17 protein-coding genes are annotated in these 16,257 nt (G+C 38.8%); 7 read left to right on the forward strand and 10 right to left on the reverse strand.

The window, feature by feature from the left end; all coding sequences use genetic code 11:
• Nucleotides 1-76: 76 nt before the first annotated feature.
• From E4665_RS15855 to E4665_RS15860, 3 genes are all read right to left on the reverse strand, one after another.
• Complete coding sequence (locus E4665_RS15855; protein WP_135349781.1) at nucleotides 77-1,447, reverse strand: RNase H family protein; 1,371 nt, start codon at nucleotides 1,445-1,447, stop codon at nucleotides 77-79.
• Nucleotides 1,448-1,569: 122 nt separating this feature from the next.
• Complete coding sequence (locus tag E4665_RS18705) at nucleotides 1,570-1,698, reverse strand: hypothetical protein (protein ID WP_277752230.1); 129 nt, start codon at nucleotides 1,696-1,698, stop codon at nucleotides 1,570-1,572.
• Between the two features lie 66 nt (nucleotides 1,699-1,764).
• Entirely contained in the window at nucleotides 1,765-2,304 is a 540-nt protein-coding gene (locus E4665_RS15860; RefSeq protein WP_135349782.1) for a hypothetical protein, read from the reverse strand.
• 608 nt (nucleotides 2,305-2,912) lie between these two features.
• Between E4665_RS15860 and E4665_RS15865 the strand changes: the two genes are divergently transcribed.
• Complete coding sequence (locus tag E4665_RS15865; RefSeq protein ID WP_135349783.1) at nucleotides 2,913-3,803, forward strand: DUF2971 domain-containing protein; 891 nt, start codon at nucleotides 2,913-2,915, stop codon at nucleotides 3,801-3,803.
• Between the two features lie 1,087 nt (nucleotides 3,804-4,890).
• On the opposite strand, the gene E4665_RS15870 is transcribed toward E4665_RS15865, so the two are convergent.
• The 3 genes from E4665_RS15870 to E4665_RS15875 form a co-directional block, all read right to left on the reverse strand.
• Nucleotides 4,891-5,307, reverse strand: a complete 417-nt coding sequence (locus E4665_RS15870) for a hypothetical protein (protein ID WP_135349784.1) — start codon at nucleotides 5,305-5,307, stop codon at nucleotides 4,891-4,893.
• A 94-nt stretch (nucleotides 5,308-5,401) separates the two neighbouring features.
• Nucleotides 5,402-5,560, reverse strand: coding sequence for a hypothetical protein (locus tag E4665_RS18235; protein WP_167815228.1), 159 nt, complete (start codon nucleotides 5,558-5,560; stop codon nucleotides 5,402-5,404).
• A 449-nt stretch (nucleotides 5,561-6,009) separates the two neighbouring features.
• Nucleotides 6,010-6,363, reverse strand: a complete 354-nt coding sequence (locus E4665_RS15875) for an AbrB/MazE/SpoVT family DNA-binding domain-containing protein (RefSeq protein WP_241654923.1) — start codon at nucleotides 6,361-6,363, stop codon at nucleotides 6,010-6,012.
• A 1,783-nt stretch (nucleotides 6,364-8,146) separates the two neighbouring features.
• On the opposite strand from E4665_RS15875, the gene E4665_RS15880 reads away from it, so the two are divergent.
• The gene (locus E4665_RS15880) at nucleotides 8,147-8,887 is read left to right on the forward strand and encodes a Fic family protein (RefSeq protein ID WP_135349785.1); all 741 of its coding nucleotides are present in this window, start codon (nucleotides 8,147-8,149) and stop codon (nucleotides 8,885-8,887) included.
• Nucleotides 8,888-9,311: 424 nt separating this feature from the next.
• Here the strand turns inward: E4665_RS15880 and E4665_RS15885 are convergent, their stop codons facing one another.
• Nucleotides 9,312-10,019 carry a GNAT family N-acetyltransferase gene (locus E4665_RS15885; protein WP_135349786.1) on the reverse strand — a complete coding sequence of 236 codons (708 nt, stop codon included), beginning with the start codon at nucleotides 10,017-10,019 and terminating at the stop codon, nucleotides 9,312-9,314.
• Between the two features lie 275 nt (nucleotides 10,020-10,294).
• Here E4665_RS15885 and E4665_RS15890 point away from each other — a divergent pair, with 275 nt between their 5' ends.
• The 4 genes from E4665_RS15890 (at nucleotide 10,295) to E4665_RS15905 (ending at nucleotide 13,461) form a co-directional block, all read left to right on the forward strand.
• Entirely contained in the window at nucleotides 10,295-10,861 is a 567-nt protein-coding gene (locus E4665_RS15890; protein ID WP_135349787.1) for a hypothetical protein, read from the forward strand.
• A 447-nt stretch (nucleotides 10,862-11,308) separates the two neighbouring features.
• Nucleotides 11,309-11,875, forward strand: a complete 567-nt coding sequence (locus E4665_RS15895) for an SdpA family antimicrobial peptide system protein (RefSeq protein WP_135349788.1) — start codon at nucleotides 11,309-11,311, stop codon at nucleotides 11,873-11,875.
• Nucleotides 11,856-12,818: a sporulation-delaying protein SdpB family protein gene (locus tag E4665_RS15900; protein WP_135349789.1), complete on the forward strand. Its 963-nt coding sequence runs from the start codon at nucleotides 11,856-11,858 to the stop codon at nucleotides 12,816-12,818. The genes E4665_RS15895 and E4665_RS15900 overlap by 20 nt, the downstream gene beginning before the upstream one ends.
• On the forward strand, nucleotides 12,808-13,461 hold the full coding sequence (locus tag E4665_RS15905; RefSeq protein ID WP_167815229.1) for a sporulation delaying protein family toxin: 654 nt from the start codon (nucleotides 12,808-12,810) through the stop codon (nucleotides 13,459-13,461). Before E4665_RS15900 ends, E4665_RS15905 begins: the two co-directional genes overlap by 11 nt.
• A gap of 109 nt (nucleotides 13,462-13,570) precedes the next feature.
• Here the strand turns inward: E4665_RS15905 and E4665_RS15910 are convergent, their stop codons facing one another.
• A complete protein-coding gene (locus E4665_RS15910) occupies nucleotides 13,571-14,023 on the reverse strand; it encodes a PH domain-containing protein (RefSeq protein WP_135349791.1) in 453 nt (150 codons plus the stop codon).
• A 43-nt stretch (nucleotides 14,024-14,066) separates the two neighbouring features.
• Here E4665_RS15910 and E4665_RS15915 point away from each other — a divergent pair, with 43 nt between their 5' ends.
• Nucleotides 14,067-14,477, forward strand: coding sequence for a thiol-disulfide oxidoreductase DCC family protein (locus E4665_RS15915; RefSeq protein ID WP_135349792.1), 411 nt, complete (start codon nucleotides 14,067-14,069; stop codon nucleotides 14,475-14,477).
• 105 nt (nucleotides 14,478-14,582) lie between these two features.
• On the opposite strand, the gene E4665_RS15920 is transcribed toward E4665_RS15915, so the two are convergent.
• Together E4665_RS15920 and E4665_RS15925 are read right to left on the reverse strand one after the other, a co-directional pair.
• Nucleotides 14,583-14,981, reverse strand: coding sequence for a DUF4064 domain-containing protein (locus E4665_RS15920; RefSeq protein ID WP_135349793.1), 399 nt, complete (start codon nucleotides 14,979-14,981; stop codon nucleotides 14,583-14,585).
• Between the two features lie 58 nt (nucleotides 14,982-15,039).
• Complete coding sequence (locus tag E4665_RS15925; protein ID WP_135349794.1) at nucleotides 15,040-15,843, reverse strand: YhfC family intramembrane metalloprotease; 804 nt, start codon at nucleotides 15,841-15,843, stop codon at nucleotides 15,040-15,042.
• Between the last annotated feature and the right edge of the window lie 414 nt (nucleotides 15,844-16,257).

Genomic DNA, 16,257 nt, shown 5'->3' on the forward strand with positions numbered 1-16,257 from the left:
TTATTTTAAGACTCTTAGAAACGATTCTGGTAAATTTCGGGTTTCTGTTTAAGAAGATGTTGCTTGTTTTAAATGATTAGGAGAAATAAGCATTTCGGTTTTTGAAAAAAATATCTAATTGCCGATTTCCGGCTGCCTGTTTGGCCAAAAAATCGACACGATCATTATAATATCTATGGTTATGTGCTGTAATTTTTTCAAATTCAATTTCAATGTACGCCCGCGCTCTTGTAATGAATTCAAAATAACGTTTCGATAACATTCTGCTGCTGGACGACTGCTTATGACGACTTTCTTTGTTTGACCATGCAAAGATAACAGCGGCATCGTATCTGATAATAATCTTTTTGAAACCTAGTTCGATTGCCTTTAGGATGCAATTCATTACCGCTTCTAGTTCACCATTCAGATGCCGCATATCATTATCACAAAAAGAAGCCCCTTTATTTTCGAAAATGATTCGTTGATGAGTAATTAATAAATAAGCGTAACCCGATAACATGGTTGTGGTACAGTAAGAGCCATCAACATAAGCAATAACTGCTTGTTCATTTGCTTTAAGTTGTTGAAAATGTTGTTGGGCTTCTTTAAGTGTCTTATGTTTTTCTATCTTTACGTCTATCCCATGTTTAATAAACGGCTCAACTAATTTAGTTTCAGTAAAAATTCCTGAAATTTGATTCGACTGAATTACATAATAGGCTTTATCGCGATATATAGGCTCATTTTTGTCAAAGTCACGAATCGCTTCATCCGGTGATTCGAATCTTTTTTCATAGTAGATGGATTCACCTTTAGGAATAACTTTTCGCTCTTCGGTGTTAAAGATCCCTGAATAGTGTTGGGCAATAACAACGATAAAAGTCGAAGGATTAGGAGACTTTTCTTGATGGTTTTTTAATTGGGCTTCGGCCATTGTAAGATTATCACATTCTTTAATTACCGCGCCGTCGTGATTGTTAGCTATAAAAGAATGAATTTTGTCTATATCAGTAAAGATACCGGAAATTCGAACGGAATTTACAACATAAAAAGGACCGTACTGATAAAGTGATTCATTTTCCTCAAAATAGTTAATCGCTGATTTAAGTAAATAAAATTTCTTTTTCAACGCGATAGGCTCATCTTCAGGAATAAGCTTTATTTCTGCTTTTGAAAAAACGCCGGAGTAGCGTTTCGAAAATACAACATAATAAATTGGATTTTTCTTATCGTTTCCCTTGGCTCGAACGTCCAAAAATTTAGTCATCTCTGGGAAGGTGTATCCTAATTCCAATAAGCCTTGGGCATGGTTTAGAAAACTTTCGCCTTCGTCTTGGTCAAAAATTTTTATTATCTTACACGGATTATTTGGCTGATCCGGTAGATTCTCTTTTCCTTCATAGATTCCAGTCAATGACCTATCTTCAGAAATAAAAGCATATTTTTTCTCTTTATTATTTTTCATAGGAGATCTCCTGATAAATCATAAATATAATCGAGATTATTATAATATTGATTTCAATCAACCAAAACGTCTAGTGGGGACTTGGGAAGGGTTGGAGTGGAAAGTTACTTTTTAGCCAGGTCTCATAAGGCTTCATTATATTTATTAATCGTTTCCTCGATCCCTTTTTTGAATTCTGGCGTGATCTCTGTTTCTAATTGTTTCTTTGAACGGATGAGTCGCTCCCGTTCTCTTTTGTTCAGATGTTTCATTGCTCGATTCTTCTGTCCAGTGTAAGGTGCATACCAGATAATTTGATTTTGATCTACTTTTGGCCATCATTCCCTCTCCAAATTTTCTAATTCCCGGTAGTAGTCTTTTCGGTATTTGTCGAACTGTTTGACCATATTCTGCCCATCATCGTCTGTCGGTTGGTGTTTAAACTGTCTGAGCAGATTAAAGAGGCAAATTTCGCATAGTGTGAACGAAATATACGACTCGTCAAATGGGCTGCCATACGCAAACCTGACATCGAATTCATTGAAATAATTGCCTGTGAAACAGGTTGATTCTGAATAATGATAGATACGCCCGCAGCAATCGCATCGGAACATTCTTTGCGGTTCGGTGTCAGGATGGCCGTTAATTTTGGTTAGTCCGCAGCGATGAAGGGCGATGAGAAAATAGTCATAAATAAGCTGACCATATTTATCTGCGATAACCGCCGAATGATCAAATTCGGCGATATTTATCTGCCCCATTTCGAGTTCGGCAGTTACATTTTTCAGCTTTTCCCTGACCTCATAAACTACTTCGCCTGAGGAGATCATATTGTAAAGCTCGTCACAGATACCTTGAGTGAAATTATTTGCTGCCATTAGGTTCATCCTTTCCATGAATGGGATCGTTTCTAATAATCAAAGCTAGTGCAGTGGTTGGCACGTACAGACTGCCTCATTGCCGGCATCAGTCGGTCAGCCGCTGACCCTTTTTTGCTGAAGAAAGGCCGTCTGCCGCTAAACGCATTTAACATTAGTATGTTGGATAGCGGTGGATGATCTTCAATCTCTTTTTTTCGTTCAGTTCATGGGGGTTTGCTTTATTGGGTTCCCCTCATAAATACCCCAGAAGAAAACCAGAAGCTTTCACATTTATAAGGCAAAGCTTGGGTATTTCTGCTATAAAAAATCAAAGTGATCTAATAGTATCTCCCTAGGAAAAAGCAGTAATGCATCAGATATATGATAGAAATGTTCGTTATTATGTGGTAGTGACAAGGTATAGCTCTGTTATTTATCCTTAGAAATTAATTGACTTATAACATTAAACAGGATAAATAGATTTATGTTTTCCCTAGCGGTACAGCTGACTTACAATAGAAGCTGTGGTACTTATAGAGTATTTATCCCTTACTGCAAGTCGTTTATCGGTTCTCCCTAGAGATATTACAGATTATCTCTAGAAATCTTTGTAAAGGGAAGTCATTATGGAAGAAAAATTTGATATTAAAAAGTGGCGCGCTGAAAGGCCAATGGATTATAAATTGGCGATGAATATAATAAATCAGGCTTCAAGCAAGAATAAAGCATTTCAAATAATTTATCAGGTTACTCGTTTGTATCTACCTAATATACTATATAAATATTTTTCGCTTACAGAAGATATATCTTTAAATAACTCTAAACTTGAAACGTTGATGAACCAAAAGACTTATATGTCAAATGTAAAAGATTTAAATGATCCATTCGATGGCAAGGCTTACTTTTATAGGCCAGAACAATTGAAAAAATATGAAATACTTGCTGCACATGGCAGTAAATTAATAGATGATTTTTCTACATTTACCAAGATTGCTTCATTTACGGAAAATGGTATCAATTCAATGCCAATGTGGGCACATTATTCAAATAATCACAGAGGTTTTTGTATATCATACAACATGAAAGATCAAAGGAATATTCAGCTATCAAGTTGTACTTTTCCTGTGCAATATATAAATCAAAGAATAGATGTTACTGATTTAGTGGATTACCAAACGGGACAAGTAATTTCTGAAGTTGAAAAATGTGTTAAAGATGGTAAAAAGGAAATTTTATATGATGACTTATCTTTAATTTTTATGATAGCATTTTTTTCTAATATAAAGCATAAAACATGGAGTTATGAAAAAGAGTTCCGATGTGTGACGGGTGGGACTGCCAAAGATACGTCTTTTTTTACCGCAATACCAATGGAAATATATATAGGCATAAACTGTTCGCCGTTACATGTTAAACGTCTGGTTGAAATTGCAGAACAATTAAAAATACCAGCTTATAAAATGAGATTTGATAAATATAGTACTAACTATGATCTTTCGTATCAAAAACTTATTTAGATGAGCAACTTGAACCATTTATTTTTTTACGGTCCGCCGCGGGTCCCCGGCTGCGCTTCCCGGGGCGGACCTTTTTAGCACAAAAGGCGAAAAATACGAAAGTACACTCAGCCATTTAATTTTGAATTTAAAAACCATGACGCGGCTTTTCCGGGTCCCCCGCTTCGCTCCCGAAAAAGCCGCTTTTTAGCGCAGCGTGCAAAAAATAAGTGACGAAAAACGGCGGGTCCCCGGCTACGCTTCCCGCCGTTTTTCTTTACGGACGTTTTGCACCCAGTTTGCGACTTGCGGGGTAATTTGAAGGAAAAAGACGCCGCCGCCGTACGCTCGTAACAAGCCTTTTGATATCACCGTTATTTTGACTTTTGCCCCAAATGTCGGGGCAAAATAAACGGTTAACCAGCACTCGCTTCATGGCACTGATTTGTAACTTTGATGATGGACGATTATTGAAATTTGGGTCCGCGCACGCGTCCCCTTTTACAACTGTCACGTCACAACGGCGGCGGAACAGGCCCTTTACAGCCTGGCCACTGTCCTTCGCGGACAATGGCGGCGGAAGTGACTGAGTCACCAATAGCGGCTGATTGATTCACTTTCCCGCAAGGGCATAAGGGGTGGTGACGGCTTCGCCGCGCAGCATAGCTGCGACCACCCTTACTCGGTCGCTTCGCGCCCTCGGCCCTTCGGGCTGCCCCGCCTTCAGCGGCGAGCAGGAAACCCTTGCGGCAACTGCGTTTCCGCCGGGTTTCCGCCAGCGTCATGACGCCGGCTGCTCCTATTCGTCGCACCCGTCTTTACAAAAAGTGACCGTGCCACCGGCACCGTCCCTTTTATCGCTGGCCTTGTCACCTATTTTGGCTAAAACCGCGCGAAAAACCGCAAAAAAGTGACTCGGTCACTTTTGTTGCTTTCGCGAACGCCAAAAAGGTGATTGCGTCGGCCCGTTTCTGCCACCGGCAGAGACGGGCGCTCGCAAAAAATGCCGCAAAAAAAGAGGCGGCTCCTCACCCCTCTTTTTGTTGCTTTTATAGCCTAGCTGAAAATCCCTGACCACCCCGCGGCGCGTCGAAAACTATTTCAGCCGTCAGACATTGAGTCCGGATGCCTGCTTTTCGCGGCGCTCGTCTGGTGCTGACCCTGCGGAATTTTCAGGCGGAACCGGACCGCTTTGTTCCTTCTGTGCCGGTTCGCCCGTACCGAACGGTTCCTTTTGAAGCGACGCGACCAGGGCGCGAATCTTCGTTAAATCCCCTCCGGTCGCGTCCAAGATCGGTGCCGAAAGCTGCTCCACATAAGCCTTAATCTGCACCGATTCTTTTTCTTCAATTCGATGAATAACCTCGTTCAGACGGTCCCGAAGTTCCAGAATCCGATCGTGCGATTCGGTCCCCTTTGTCGATAAACACTTGCCAAATTCAATCGGATGACGGGACAGAACATCCAGCCGTTCTGCAACCTTTTGCATCTGATCCAGTGTCACCGGTTTTGGTTTACGCGCCATGGATAAGTCCCCTTTCGGTAAAAATGAATTGTTTTGACGGTGCATAAATAACAGAAATGAATCAGACAAAGGGTACCCAAATAGAAGAAATCAATTATTTTGACGGTACCTGAATGTTGACGATCGGCGTAAATTTCGACGTTTTAGAAATCGACGCGGTCTGATTTTGGCCATCCACATCCTGCTGAATACCGTATAAAGCCGCGCCCTGCGTAACGTAAATATCTTCTTTTTGGCGCCAATCTGCGTCCAATTCGACTGCAGTTCCGACCAGGTTTGCTGCGGATCAAAGGCCGTGCTGTCTGATGAATCAATCGTTCGAACTCCTGCACTATTTCCAATGGATTTTCGCGTTCAGCCAATACACAGGAAGCGCAAAAAAGCCCCTGTTTCTAAACAGAGACTTTTTGTTGCGTATAGCATCAAGGGTTTTTAAGCGTTATATTATGATCTCCGACATTTCGAAGGACAATATAATTTGGATTGACAAAATGAAAGGTAATCCGATACTGCATCGTTGGCGAAGCTTCAAACACAAACCGGTGCCCTTTCATTTTCTGAACTCTTAATGACTTAGGATAGGGACGACCCTTGACTAAAACCCTTATCGCATCATCTACGGTTTCTTGAACGTCGGGTGGAAGTTTTTTGTAGGCTCTTTTGAAACGATTAGGTACATCTAATTGATAGGCCAAGGAATGACTACTCGCTTTTCAAAAATTTAATGGCATCATCTACGTCAGTAAAAGAGTGAACACGTCCGTGCTCAATGTCCGAGTCTACTTCTCTTTCAGCTTCCTGCCATTCTTTCGTCCAAAACCACATCTGATCTTTCGCAATCGTAATTACAGGCCGTAAAATAATTTTTCCACCCTCAACAGAAAAGTCTAACTCATCATTTTCCTTTAGATCAAGCATTTTCCGTACTTCTTTAGGTATTGTTAGTTGTCCTTTTTTCTTCAAAACCGACTTTGCAATGATCTTTTCATCTGAGTGTTCAGCTTCCACGGTAGACATACCCCCATTAACATGGTGTGGTAAGGTTGCTTCTGCCATTATATGTTTCCCCCTCCCAGATATTTCATACATTCGCACTGTGATAAAGGATAACTTTCCAACTTTCACACTTATATATTATAACTGTAATCGTAAGATTTCAACTACCATGATTGAAATCGGTGGATTGACGGTGGCGTGGGGTGAACAATCCGAAAAGTCGGGCTGAAGCTTGACTTCCGTCATTTTATCGCCGCAAAGTTCCGCAAATATTTATTGATAATCGAAAGGGTAACATTATCGATGAAGTAACAAAAAAGCAAATGGAAAAGAGGGGTCACGCATGCCTCCAAGGTCCACAATCTGGACTCTGGACAACTGGTCTTGGCTCAGCGGCCTTTTTCGCTCGCAGACTGTGCATGGGACATTCCTGGTTGAATACCTCCGGTAGCGACGATTTTGGCAGTATTGGAAAGATGCGTACAGAAAGACGGATGTTTATGACCGGCTGCTTCATAATCTTTCCACTGGAAATCGTTTCTAGCCATGAAATCGCTTTATTTTATAGTTTTCCATCGATTTCAGATAGGTCTGTGAAAACGGCCGCGAAACCAGGCGCCGCAAGGGACGGCGGCGGCTCAATCGGGTCATGCGCGCAAGAGCGTACAAAAAAAGTTCTACACCCACACTGCCTATCTCTTGTGAGCTGCTGTTTAAATCCTGTAAGCCTTGGTAACTCTATGTTTTCATAAAAAAGTCACAAACGCGAGCTGTTAAAATGAACAGCTCTGAGCCGCTTTTTTCGCTTTAGTTCAATGCTGTGCGAAACTGATTTACCAGCGTTCCTGCATATTTATAATTTCCAAAGTAGAACTTTTTTTAAGCAACTCATTAAGAAACCCCGTTGTATCAAGGGTTTAAGGCCTATAAAAAAGTGTTCTACAAAGTTCTACACGCGTTTTGAACCCTTTTGCGAGTGTTTCATTTCGCTTTATTTTTTTTCTGTAGGCTAGGCGTGGTGCGGGGTTTGAGCGTTTGGCCGGTGTGATTGACCGGGTGGTCATTTTGTTCTACATTTGTTCTACTCTGTTCTACAAGGCTTATTTTATTCCATAATATGGAAATATATGGGTTATTTTAGGCGAAATAGTGGGTTATTTAACAGCTATCACAGCGATTTTAACAGCTCGCTGTTAAACAAATATGGAAATAACTGGTATTTTATTTTGATTTTTGTAGAACAGTGTAGAACTTTTTTAAACTCGATTTTTTTCACAAACTTTAAGTTACGCTTACATGGTGGTTTTAAGGCGTTTTTGGCGATAAAAATGAGCAAAAAAGTTTGTGAATCACAATGTTGTAGAACACTGTAGAACAAAAGTAGAACTTTTTAAGTTTTTCGTCGCTACTCTATTGGTAAAGATGTAAATAACTGGATGTTTTGAAACGAGTTTTCTGAAAACGAGACAATTGAAGCCCAGTATTTAAAAGATAGATATGTGTTGGATGAAATGCTATTGATTTTTCACTCTTTTTGTTCCGTTTGTCACGAAAAAACGGGCATACAGGATCAAGAACTGGCTGAGATGTTTATAACGTTTATATAAAAGTTAAACTAAGTATATGTACGCTCGCCTCCCAATACAAACGCCCTGTTACGAAAAAACACATACGGAAAAAACAAATTCGGATCGACCGATCATTGACTAGATTTTTTCCTTGTACGCCCTCTTTTTTCTTTTCGCAACCAACGGTTGGGACTGTGAGGAAAAAAACAGACAGGCTGTAAAAACAGACCACCTTTCGATATGCTAAAATCCATTATGGAAAAGAGGGGTCACACATGCTTAATTTTCCCGACGACTATCTTAAAGACGTTCTTGTTCGGCTGGCTCATCATTCTACAGCCATCGAGGGCAATACGTTATCGCTTGCGGAAACCATTTCGATCATTCTTGACAGTGCGCTGCCGCCTACGAATCATAAAGTTAACCTGCGCGAAATCAATGAAGTCAAAAATCATGAACCGGCCTTCCACTACATTCTGGACGAGCTGAATGCGGACCATCCGCTAACCATTAACACCGTTAAAAAAATCCACGCCGCTTTAACTGATCGTCTACAACATGACCACGGCCAGTTCAAAAGCACAGACAACGCCATCCTTGGTTCTGAATTTCATACGGCCAGCGCCACGCAAACGCCTTTCCTGATGCAGCAGTGGGTAGATAATCTGAATTTCCGTTTAGCCAGCGCTGCAAATGACACCGACTGTTATATGGTCATCGGCGAAGCACATATCGCCTTCGAGCGCATCCATCCGTTTTCCGACGGCAACGGCCGAACCGGACGTATGCTGTTGACCTATTTTCTGTTGCAACAAAACTTGCCGCCAGCTGTGATTAGCAGTGCCGATCGTACCGAATACATTAGCTTTCTGGCGAAAGAAGACGGCCAAGGTCTGAGCCGATTCATCCAGAATGAATCAAAAGACGAATTAAATCGCATCTGGCGTTTTCAGAATCAGGAAAAGCAACAAATAAAGATGTCCCCTGCTGTGAAACATTCTTTTGATAGAAGTTAATTTTGGAGTAAGAAAGGAATTCAATGGTTAAATATTAGTTTAATTTTATTTAAATTTAAATTAAAAAATATAAATTAATAAGTACAAAAAAATTTATTGGTAAACACCTCGTACGAACCCTTAACTCGATCAAACCAACTCACAACTTTTTCATTGTCACGGGTCGGCTGATGCTTGAAAATTCCGCATGATTTCCATCAGGTAAAAATAAGTTGTTTTTTTATTAATGATAAATACGAATACAAACAGCATTCTTCCGTTGAATTAAGTTGCCATGTAAAAAATAGTTATTTACTCATACAGTCGCCCCATGATTTAATCTGAGATTTCAAGATAAAAAAGTCCTTTACTGGTCTATAATTATAGAAATAAACTGTTGCGTGGTTGACGGAGAATACGAAACCGTAAATAATGGATGAACACTTTATAACGACTCTTTTTTTAGCCATTCAACTGTTTCTGTTGAAATCCGCATGCCTGCTTTTTGATGAAGCAGTATAGAGGGTTTATTTGTATAACTGATCTGAGAGTAGGGGACATTATTATTTACTAAAAAGTATCTAATCATGAAATTCATTAGTTTTAGCCCGCAACCCATTCTTCTATACTTTTCGACAACTGCAAGTAACCCGATTGAACCTTCATCATGAATCCCAATGAATCCAACTAAGACATTATTTAAAAAACCACCAAAAAGATATTTTTCTTTAAAACGTGATAAAACATACGAAAGATCACTTGCTGGATAATATTTTTTCACTAAAGAAATGTCATCATCAACAAGACATCTAATTTTTAATGCTGGATTTAGAACAGTTAATGCATGTCCTTCTAAAAAAGCTGCCTGATAATATGTATCCATATGAGCTAAACGATATTTATCCTGAACAAAACATTTGGCCCAGCTTTGAAATACTTCACATTCTTTAATATCCTTGATATCATGCAACAATCTCTTATAGTCTTCCAGAGTGTTACAGCTAATCATATAAGTTTCACTTGGGATGTCAAATATGACAACACCATCTTTATCGGCCTGAATGATATTTGCTTGATGATGTTTTATGCTTTCTATCATATTAATATGAAGAAGGACATTTCTATTTAAATACATTAGTGCGGTATTTTCCATTTTTACTCCTTAACTCCTCTAGCTACAAGTTATCTCTGTTTTAAAAAGTATACCAATAGGACAGGTTCAGCAAGATATAGTTTATGAATTGAGATAGATCACAACATCCTTACTTAACATCACCGTTAATTTTATAATTTTTTTGTACATGAAATGGACAGTTCGACGCTACTGCGTAACAACACCTTATCAGGAAAAACCTTTTTTGTAACGGAAACAACTTTATTGTTCGGGAAAGAACTTTATTGTCATAAATCATTTAAAAGAAGGCCACTATGGACAAACATATCCACCATCATTACGAACCGAACAGGCATACCTTTCTAAACGAATTCGCTATTCCAACTCAAGAAGCAATACAAAGATCAGGAGATATGCAATTTGATAATGAGACACTTCGCATCTTCGTTGACGCTTCAGAATTATATGGGCATGGGATATTTGGACTCGCTGGCTGTTTTGTGGGACAGGGGCAAGTCTTTACTGAATCCAAAAAAATATATAACCTCAAATACAAAAGACAAAATGCTTACGCAGAGTACATGGTCATCCTTTATGTTATTCAGCGCCTTCCGGGCATCATTAGAAAAAAGTATGTGAAACCTGATCGTATTTTTATCTTTAGCGATTTTATTCAATTTGAGAAACTCATACAAACCGACCAACCCTTTCATGATGAAGAGATGAATCAGGTTGTTGCTCAGATCAAAATCAGTAAACAAAAATTTGAAAGTCTGTATCCGAATATTAAATTGGATATTCGAATAATGAGCCATTCGTTAAAAAGGAACAATCCCTTTTATAAGGCAGCGCACAATGCTGCACGAAAAGCAACACATTAAAAAAATGATTTTCGACCAATTTTCCCATTATATGGTAGTATATGCACTAATCAAAGGGGTCAAACTCAATTGGTACAGCCTTTTTTTGCTTTCACAAGATAAAGCGATCAGAACAAAAACCGCGTCAGAACGGCTCTTAAGAATATTATTTCGTGTAATATATTTTACGAAGTTTTCTAAATGAAAAAATAGTGGCGCAACAAAAATCACTCTTGTCGTGTCACGCGACACAAACCTGGGAACTCCTTTCGACATAAATCAGGTTACTCTATTAGTCCCATGGCTGCTGGTTGTTACCAGACAGTTTCAGGATGGGTTCTTACCTTTCAGGTAGTATATTAGTCTGTCGATTATCGTCAACATTTGTCGGAATTTTTTTACTATATAAATTCACCAAATGTTCACATTTGGTGCTACTATTAATTGTAATAGTTGGAGGTGATCAAAGTGAAAAATGTGGCAACCGAAATTAATGCAAAATTGCTAGGTTTTATTACACTCATAATGATAGTGAGCTGGTCATTAATATTCATGTATTCTATACATATAGTTCTGCCACCTAATCCGTTGAAACTTCCATTTGAAAATAACTTAGGTTTAAACGCTTGGTTTCCACAAGGGTGGGGGTTTTTTACCCGAGATCCAAGATCTGTGAACGATTATGTTTATAACCTGGATAATGATAGATCGGCTGTTGCTTGGCCAAATAATTCTGTCCGCAACTTATTCGGAATTAGTAGGTATGGAAGAGCTCAGGGTATAGAATTGGGTTTAATTGAATCTAAGATACCAGAGAGTGCATGGAAAACTTATAACGGGAACATAGAAAAATATTTTAAAAACACTCAAGTTAAACTTACTGTAGATAATCCTACACCACATGCTACTATTAGTGGAAAAATCGGAATAGTTAGAAAGCACCCAATTCCATGGTCGTGGTCCAAGCAGTCTAAATATATTAACATGCCTTATAAAATTGTGGTGGTGAATGTGAATGTTCCAAAAAATAGGTAACGCATCTATTCGATGGGCAAATTCAGTAAATCCTTGGACTAATGTATATGGTTTAGCAAGAACGATCATTGCCTTGTCGACTGCAATTACTCTAGCTGTGAACCCTTCGTGGATCTTTTTTAAACCTGCAGCCGGAGTTTCTGACTATCGTCATTACACACCTCTCAACTATTTTTGTCTTGTTCCATTCAACTATACTTACCTTGAAATTATGAGGTGGATTGCAGTTATTCTTTTGCTGCTTGTTGCTTCCGGATGGCGACCTAGAATAACTGGAATAATCCATTGGTGGATAACCTTTAGTTTACAAACCTCCGCAGTAACATTAGATGGCGGGGAGCAAGTAGCCACAGTAATTACTCTGATGTTACTACCGATCACTTTAACGGACAAAAGAAAATGGCATTGGGATAGTACCGAATCTTCTGACCCGATGACTAATTCCAAATTTATTAAACGGATTATTGCACTTACTTGTTTCTTAGCAATTAGATTTCAAGTGTCAATCATCTATTTAAATGCCGCTACTGCAAAATTGTTTGATGCTGATTGGTTAAACGGTACAGCTGTTTATTATTATATGGGTGCTTCTATGCTTGGACTGCCAAGCAATCTATATAAACTGTTTTACAGCGTTCTCACAAACTGGACGGTTATCATCCCAACCTGGGGAACAATCATCGTTGAATTGTTATTATTTTCTGGTTTATTTATTGATAAAAAGTACCGTGTATTATTGCTAATCCTTGGCATAACCCTACATGTAATTTTTGCCATAATGCTTGGATTATATAGCTTTTCTATGATTATGTCAGCGGCCTTAATTCTATATTTAAGACCTGTTGGGAAGAAGTTCACGTTCAAAAGTGTTGACCTAACACCCAAAGTCAAAACCACTGCTGAATTACCTTTAATGAAAGGAGGTGATAAACTTGAAAACTAAGCGAATATCGGTGCTTTTACTAGCTTTTTGCTTGTTTTTCAGCTTCTCATTTAATTCCTTTGCTGAAGCTAAAAGCCCTACTGACAAACAAAACGTTCAACAAAAGAACAGTCAGTACAGTGGGGAAGAATTGTTTCGTGGTTTAGTTTTTGGACAAGGACCAGTTGCTAAACTCTTTCCTGATATCTGGAGCAGTGATCAGATCAAAAAAGCTAACAATTCAACAGCAGATAAGGTTGTAAATCTTGTTATCAAACAATTGAAAATCAATTCCCCCTCTTTTTTCAGTAATTTCAAAAATATTGTAACGAGTGGGAACCCTTATCTCATTGATCAAAAAAGTTCAGAAATCAGTGCAGAAGTTCAGCAAGCTCTTAAGGATTTAAATGCTAAATCTACGAAATCTACAAGCTTGTCAAGTGCAGCACAGCCCGATTGTTTGTGGGTTGCAGGGGCCGCTGTGTATATGTACGTAGGAGGCGTCAATACAGCAGCGGTAGCCATCAATGTTGCAGGGGCCGTCGATATTGTGCTTTGGGGGGCCATCTATATTTGGACCAAAGGAGCAAAAGCGGTTTCACCAAGCGATCAATTCCAAAGAGAGCAACTTATTGAAGAAATGGCGACTAAATTAGCCAAATAATTAAGTGAATTAAAGGAGACTGTCACATACGTCGAGGTTGTCGATCATGCGACAGTCTCTTTTACGATTTGAGCAATGTACTTGTCCTTGCCTCCTTGCCATAATAACATTAAATATGAAATTGAATAGTCGGACTGCTCTTTTTTATCAACGCTACAAATTCATCAAAATTTTCTGGAGAAATAACTGTACATGTCCCTCCATTATGGAGAATAATAAGCCTATTTTTTAACGATAAAGCCGGCCCGGCTAGAACTGTATTGGCTTTAGTTATAGATTCAATTTGATGAAAACGGATTCTCTTATTTCTTAAAGGGCTTTGATGGATGATGATACTGTCTTCAGATACTTCGTAGTAAAGCGTCTGCCAGACCATAAACATTGTAATACCAATTAATAAGCAAAGAATAGAAATAATCCAAAGCATGAAAATTAACCAAATATTTTCATAGAAGTGAAGGATGTTTGCAACACCCAATGTAATGGAAATAACGATTAATATGCTCCCAATCGCCCATATGGCTATGGCTGCTGCTATCCCTCTTTTCGCTTTAAAGCTCATATAATCATCTCCTTTAAATAAAATATAGAACTAGGTGATAAAAATGAATTTTTCGCATTTACGGATAAAAGTTTATTACGATGGATGGTGCCCTGTTTGTAGAACAATTAAAAAGCAAGTTAAACGTCTAGATTGGCTGAACTTAATTGAAATGGTATCAATGCGAGAGGAAAAAAACATTAGCGATATTAATGTTCCTATAGAAGAACTTGAAAAAAGAATGTTTGCGCGTTCTTTAATCTCAAATAAGATATACTCAGATATTGAAGCCTTTACTGCTATGATACTACGCATCCCGTTATTATCGATTTTCTGGCTACCGCTTAAAATACTAAGCATTTTAGGGATAGGGAGACCATTGTATGACTTTTTCGCAAAAAGGCGTTTGATTATACCTGTGGGCCATTGTAATGACGAAAAGTGTTTAATAGAGGTTCCTAAGGAAAAAGAATGATATTTTTAATATTTATAATTATGATTTGTCTTTCTTACATTAGTCAAGGATGAATCTCTTCCATATAGTGGCCTGTTTTACGGCGTACAACCGGTAAAACAGGCCTTACTGGTTAGTATTAGAGTTCGATTTTCTGACTAAAGCCATGATTCCTGCAATGATATAAAGAATGCACGGAATAATTTCCATCAGGCTAACAATACCGGCAAGGATCAATAACCAACCGGCCACTTTTGGTTTGTCTATATTTCGTTTGAGAAGAATTAAAGATATACCGGCCAGCAGAATACTGATAATCGTAATAACAACAAGAAGAGTTTCGATCGTGTTTAGTAAGTGAATAAGATTATTAATATCCTGAGCACTTAAATTGCGTTCTGCCGCTCTTAAATGCTGTTTTAATGTGAACGGATCTACCGAAACGGATCGAACTCCGGATATAAACAAAAAAACATTGAAAGCGAACGCAATGATGGACAATACTAATTCACCTGTTCTTTTCATGTAAAACCCCTCCCCTGAGTTATTTTATTAATTTTTTAAAGTGACGGTATCTTCCCAGTTAATGTACCTTCATTAGACCATTTTGATGTAAAATGACAAAGCCTGCGGATGCGACGGCATACAAGGTAATAATCCCTTCGGTAGGCAGTAGCGATACACCGACAAGTTTACAGAAGGGGCCTGTAAAATCCACGGCTGCATGTAGGAAAATGGCCAATAAAAAAACGATATATCGGCGTTGAATAACAGCATACAAAACAAGAACGGACAGGGCAATTTGAATAAGAAGAGCATCGACGCGTTCAAGACCACCCATAAAAAATGCCCATGATGGCAGATTGACTAGCTGCTGTCTAGTGTGCTTGAGAATATCTGCCTGTGTTGGTATTCTTTCTAACGTTTTCTGCAGAGTACCTAAAGTGCCGTTGTTTATCATAAAAGATAAAATAACGTTGTTAATTTGAGCTAGAGCAAGCATACCACCGACAAAAATCACTTCAAGTCCACCATGCCCGAGTCCATATGCTACCCCATGTTTCCATTCTCGCTTTTTTTTGAGAAGAAATTTGAATCCAATTAAGCGCCCTACCTCTTCAAAAATACTTGCCGTAAGGGCACCGTAGACTGCTAAAGCAAGTTGATTTTTGAAGAAGGTTGCGGTCGCACTATCCCATTTTAGTAGGAAACGATTAAGCAAACCTTCCAGCACTAGAGCAAAAACGAGAAATATCCCAGCACCGATAAGAATTGGTTTCATACCTACCTTGTATCGGATCAGGAAAAAGATCAGGAGCCCTATAAAAACACCAATAGGGACAAGCATTGTTACAAACATCCCCAAGATTGACCATCCACTGACCATGGAACTCCCCCTCTAATACTTTTTTGTAATACAAATCTGGGACTAAATATATTCTATAACATTCTATATAAGAAGCACGAAAAAGCGGCCTCTACGCATTGTAGAATCCGCCTTTTCAGACCGTCCCTGAAGAAGTCCGAGAAATGAGATCATGGTACATAGAGGAACCATATTGTCTTGATTGGGCGTTAAAGTAAATAAATTGTTCACCTCTGAAAAATATAATGGTACATTCATAAATTAAAATTATGCTAATCATTACCCGAAACATCATCAAAACCTGCAATGGTCAAGTCCTTTTTTGTGTGTAAATTCATCTCAGGAAGGATAGAGTGATTAGCTTGGATAAATAGCTGTCACTTTACTAGAAGGAGTCGTTTTGGGCTGTTTGGCCTTCCAGTCAAAATAGTCTTC

Source organism: Sporolactobacillus shoreae, assembly GCF_004684935.1.
GTDB lineage: Bacteria > Bacillota > Bacilli > Bacillales > Sporolactobacillaceae > Sporolactobacillus > Sporolactobacillus shoreae.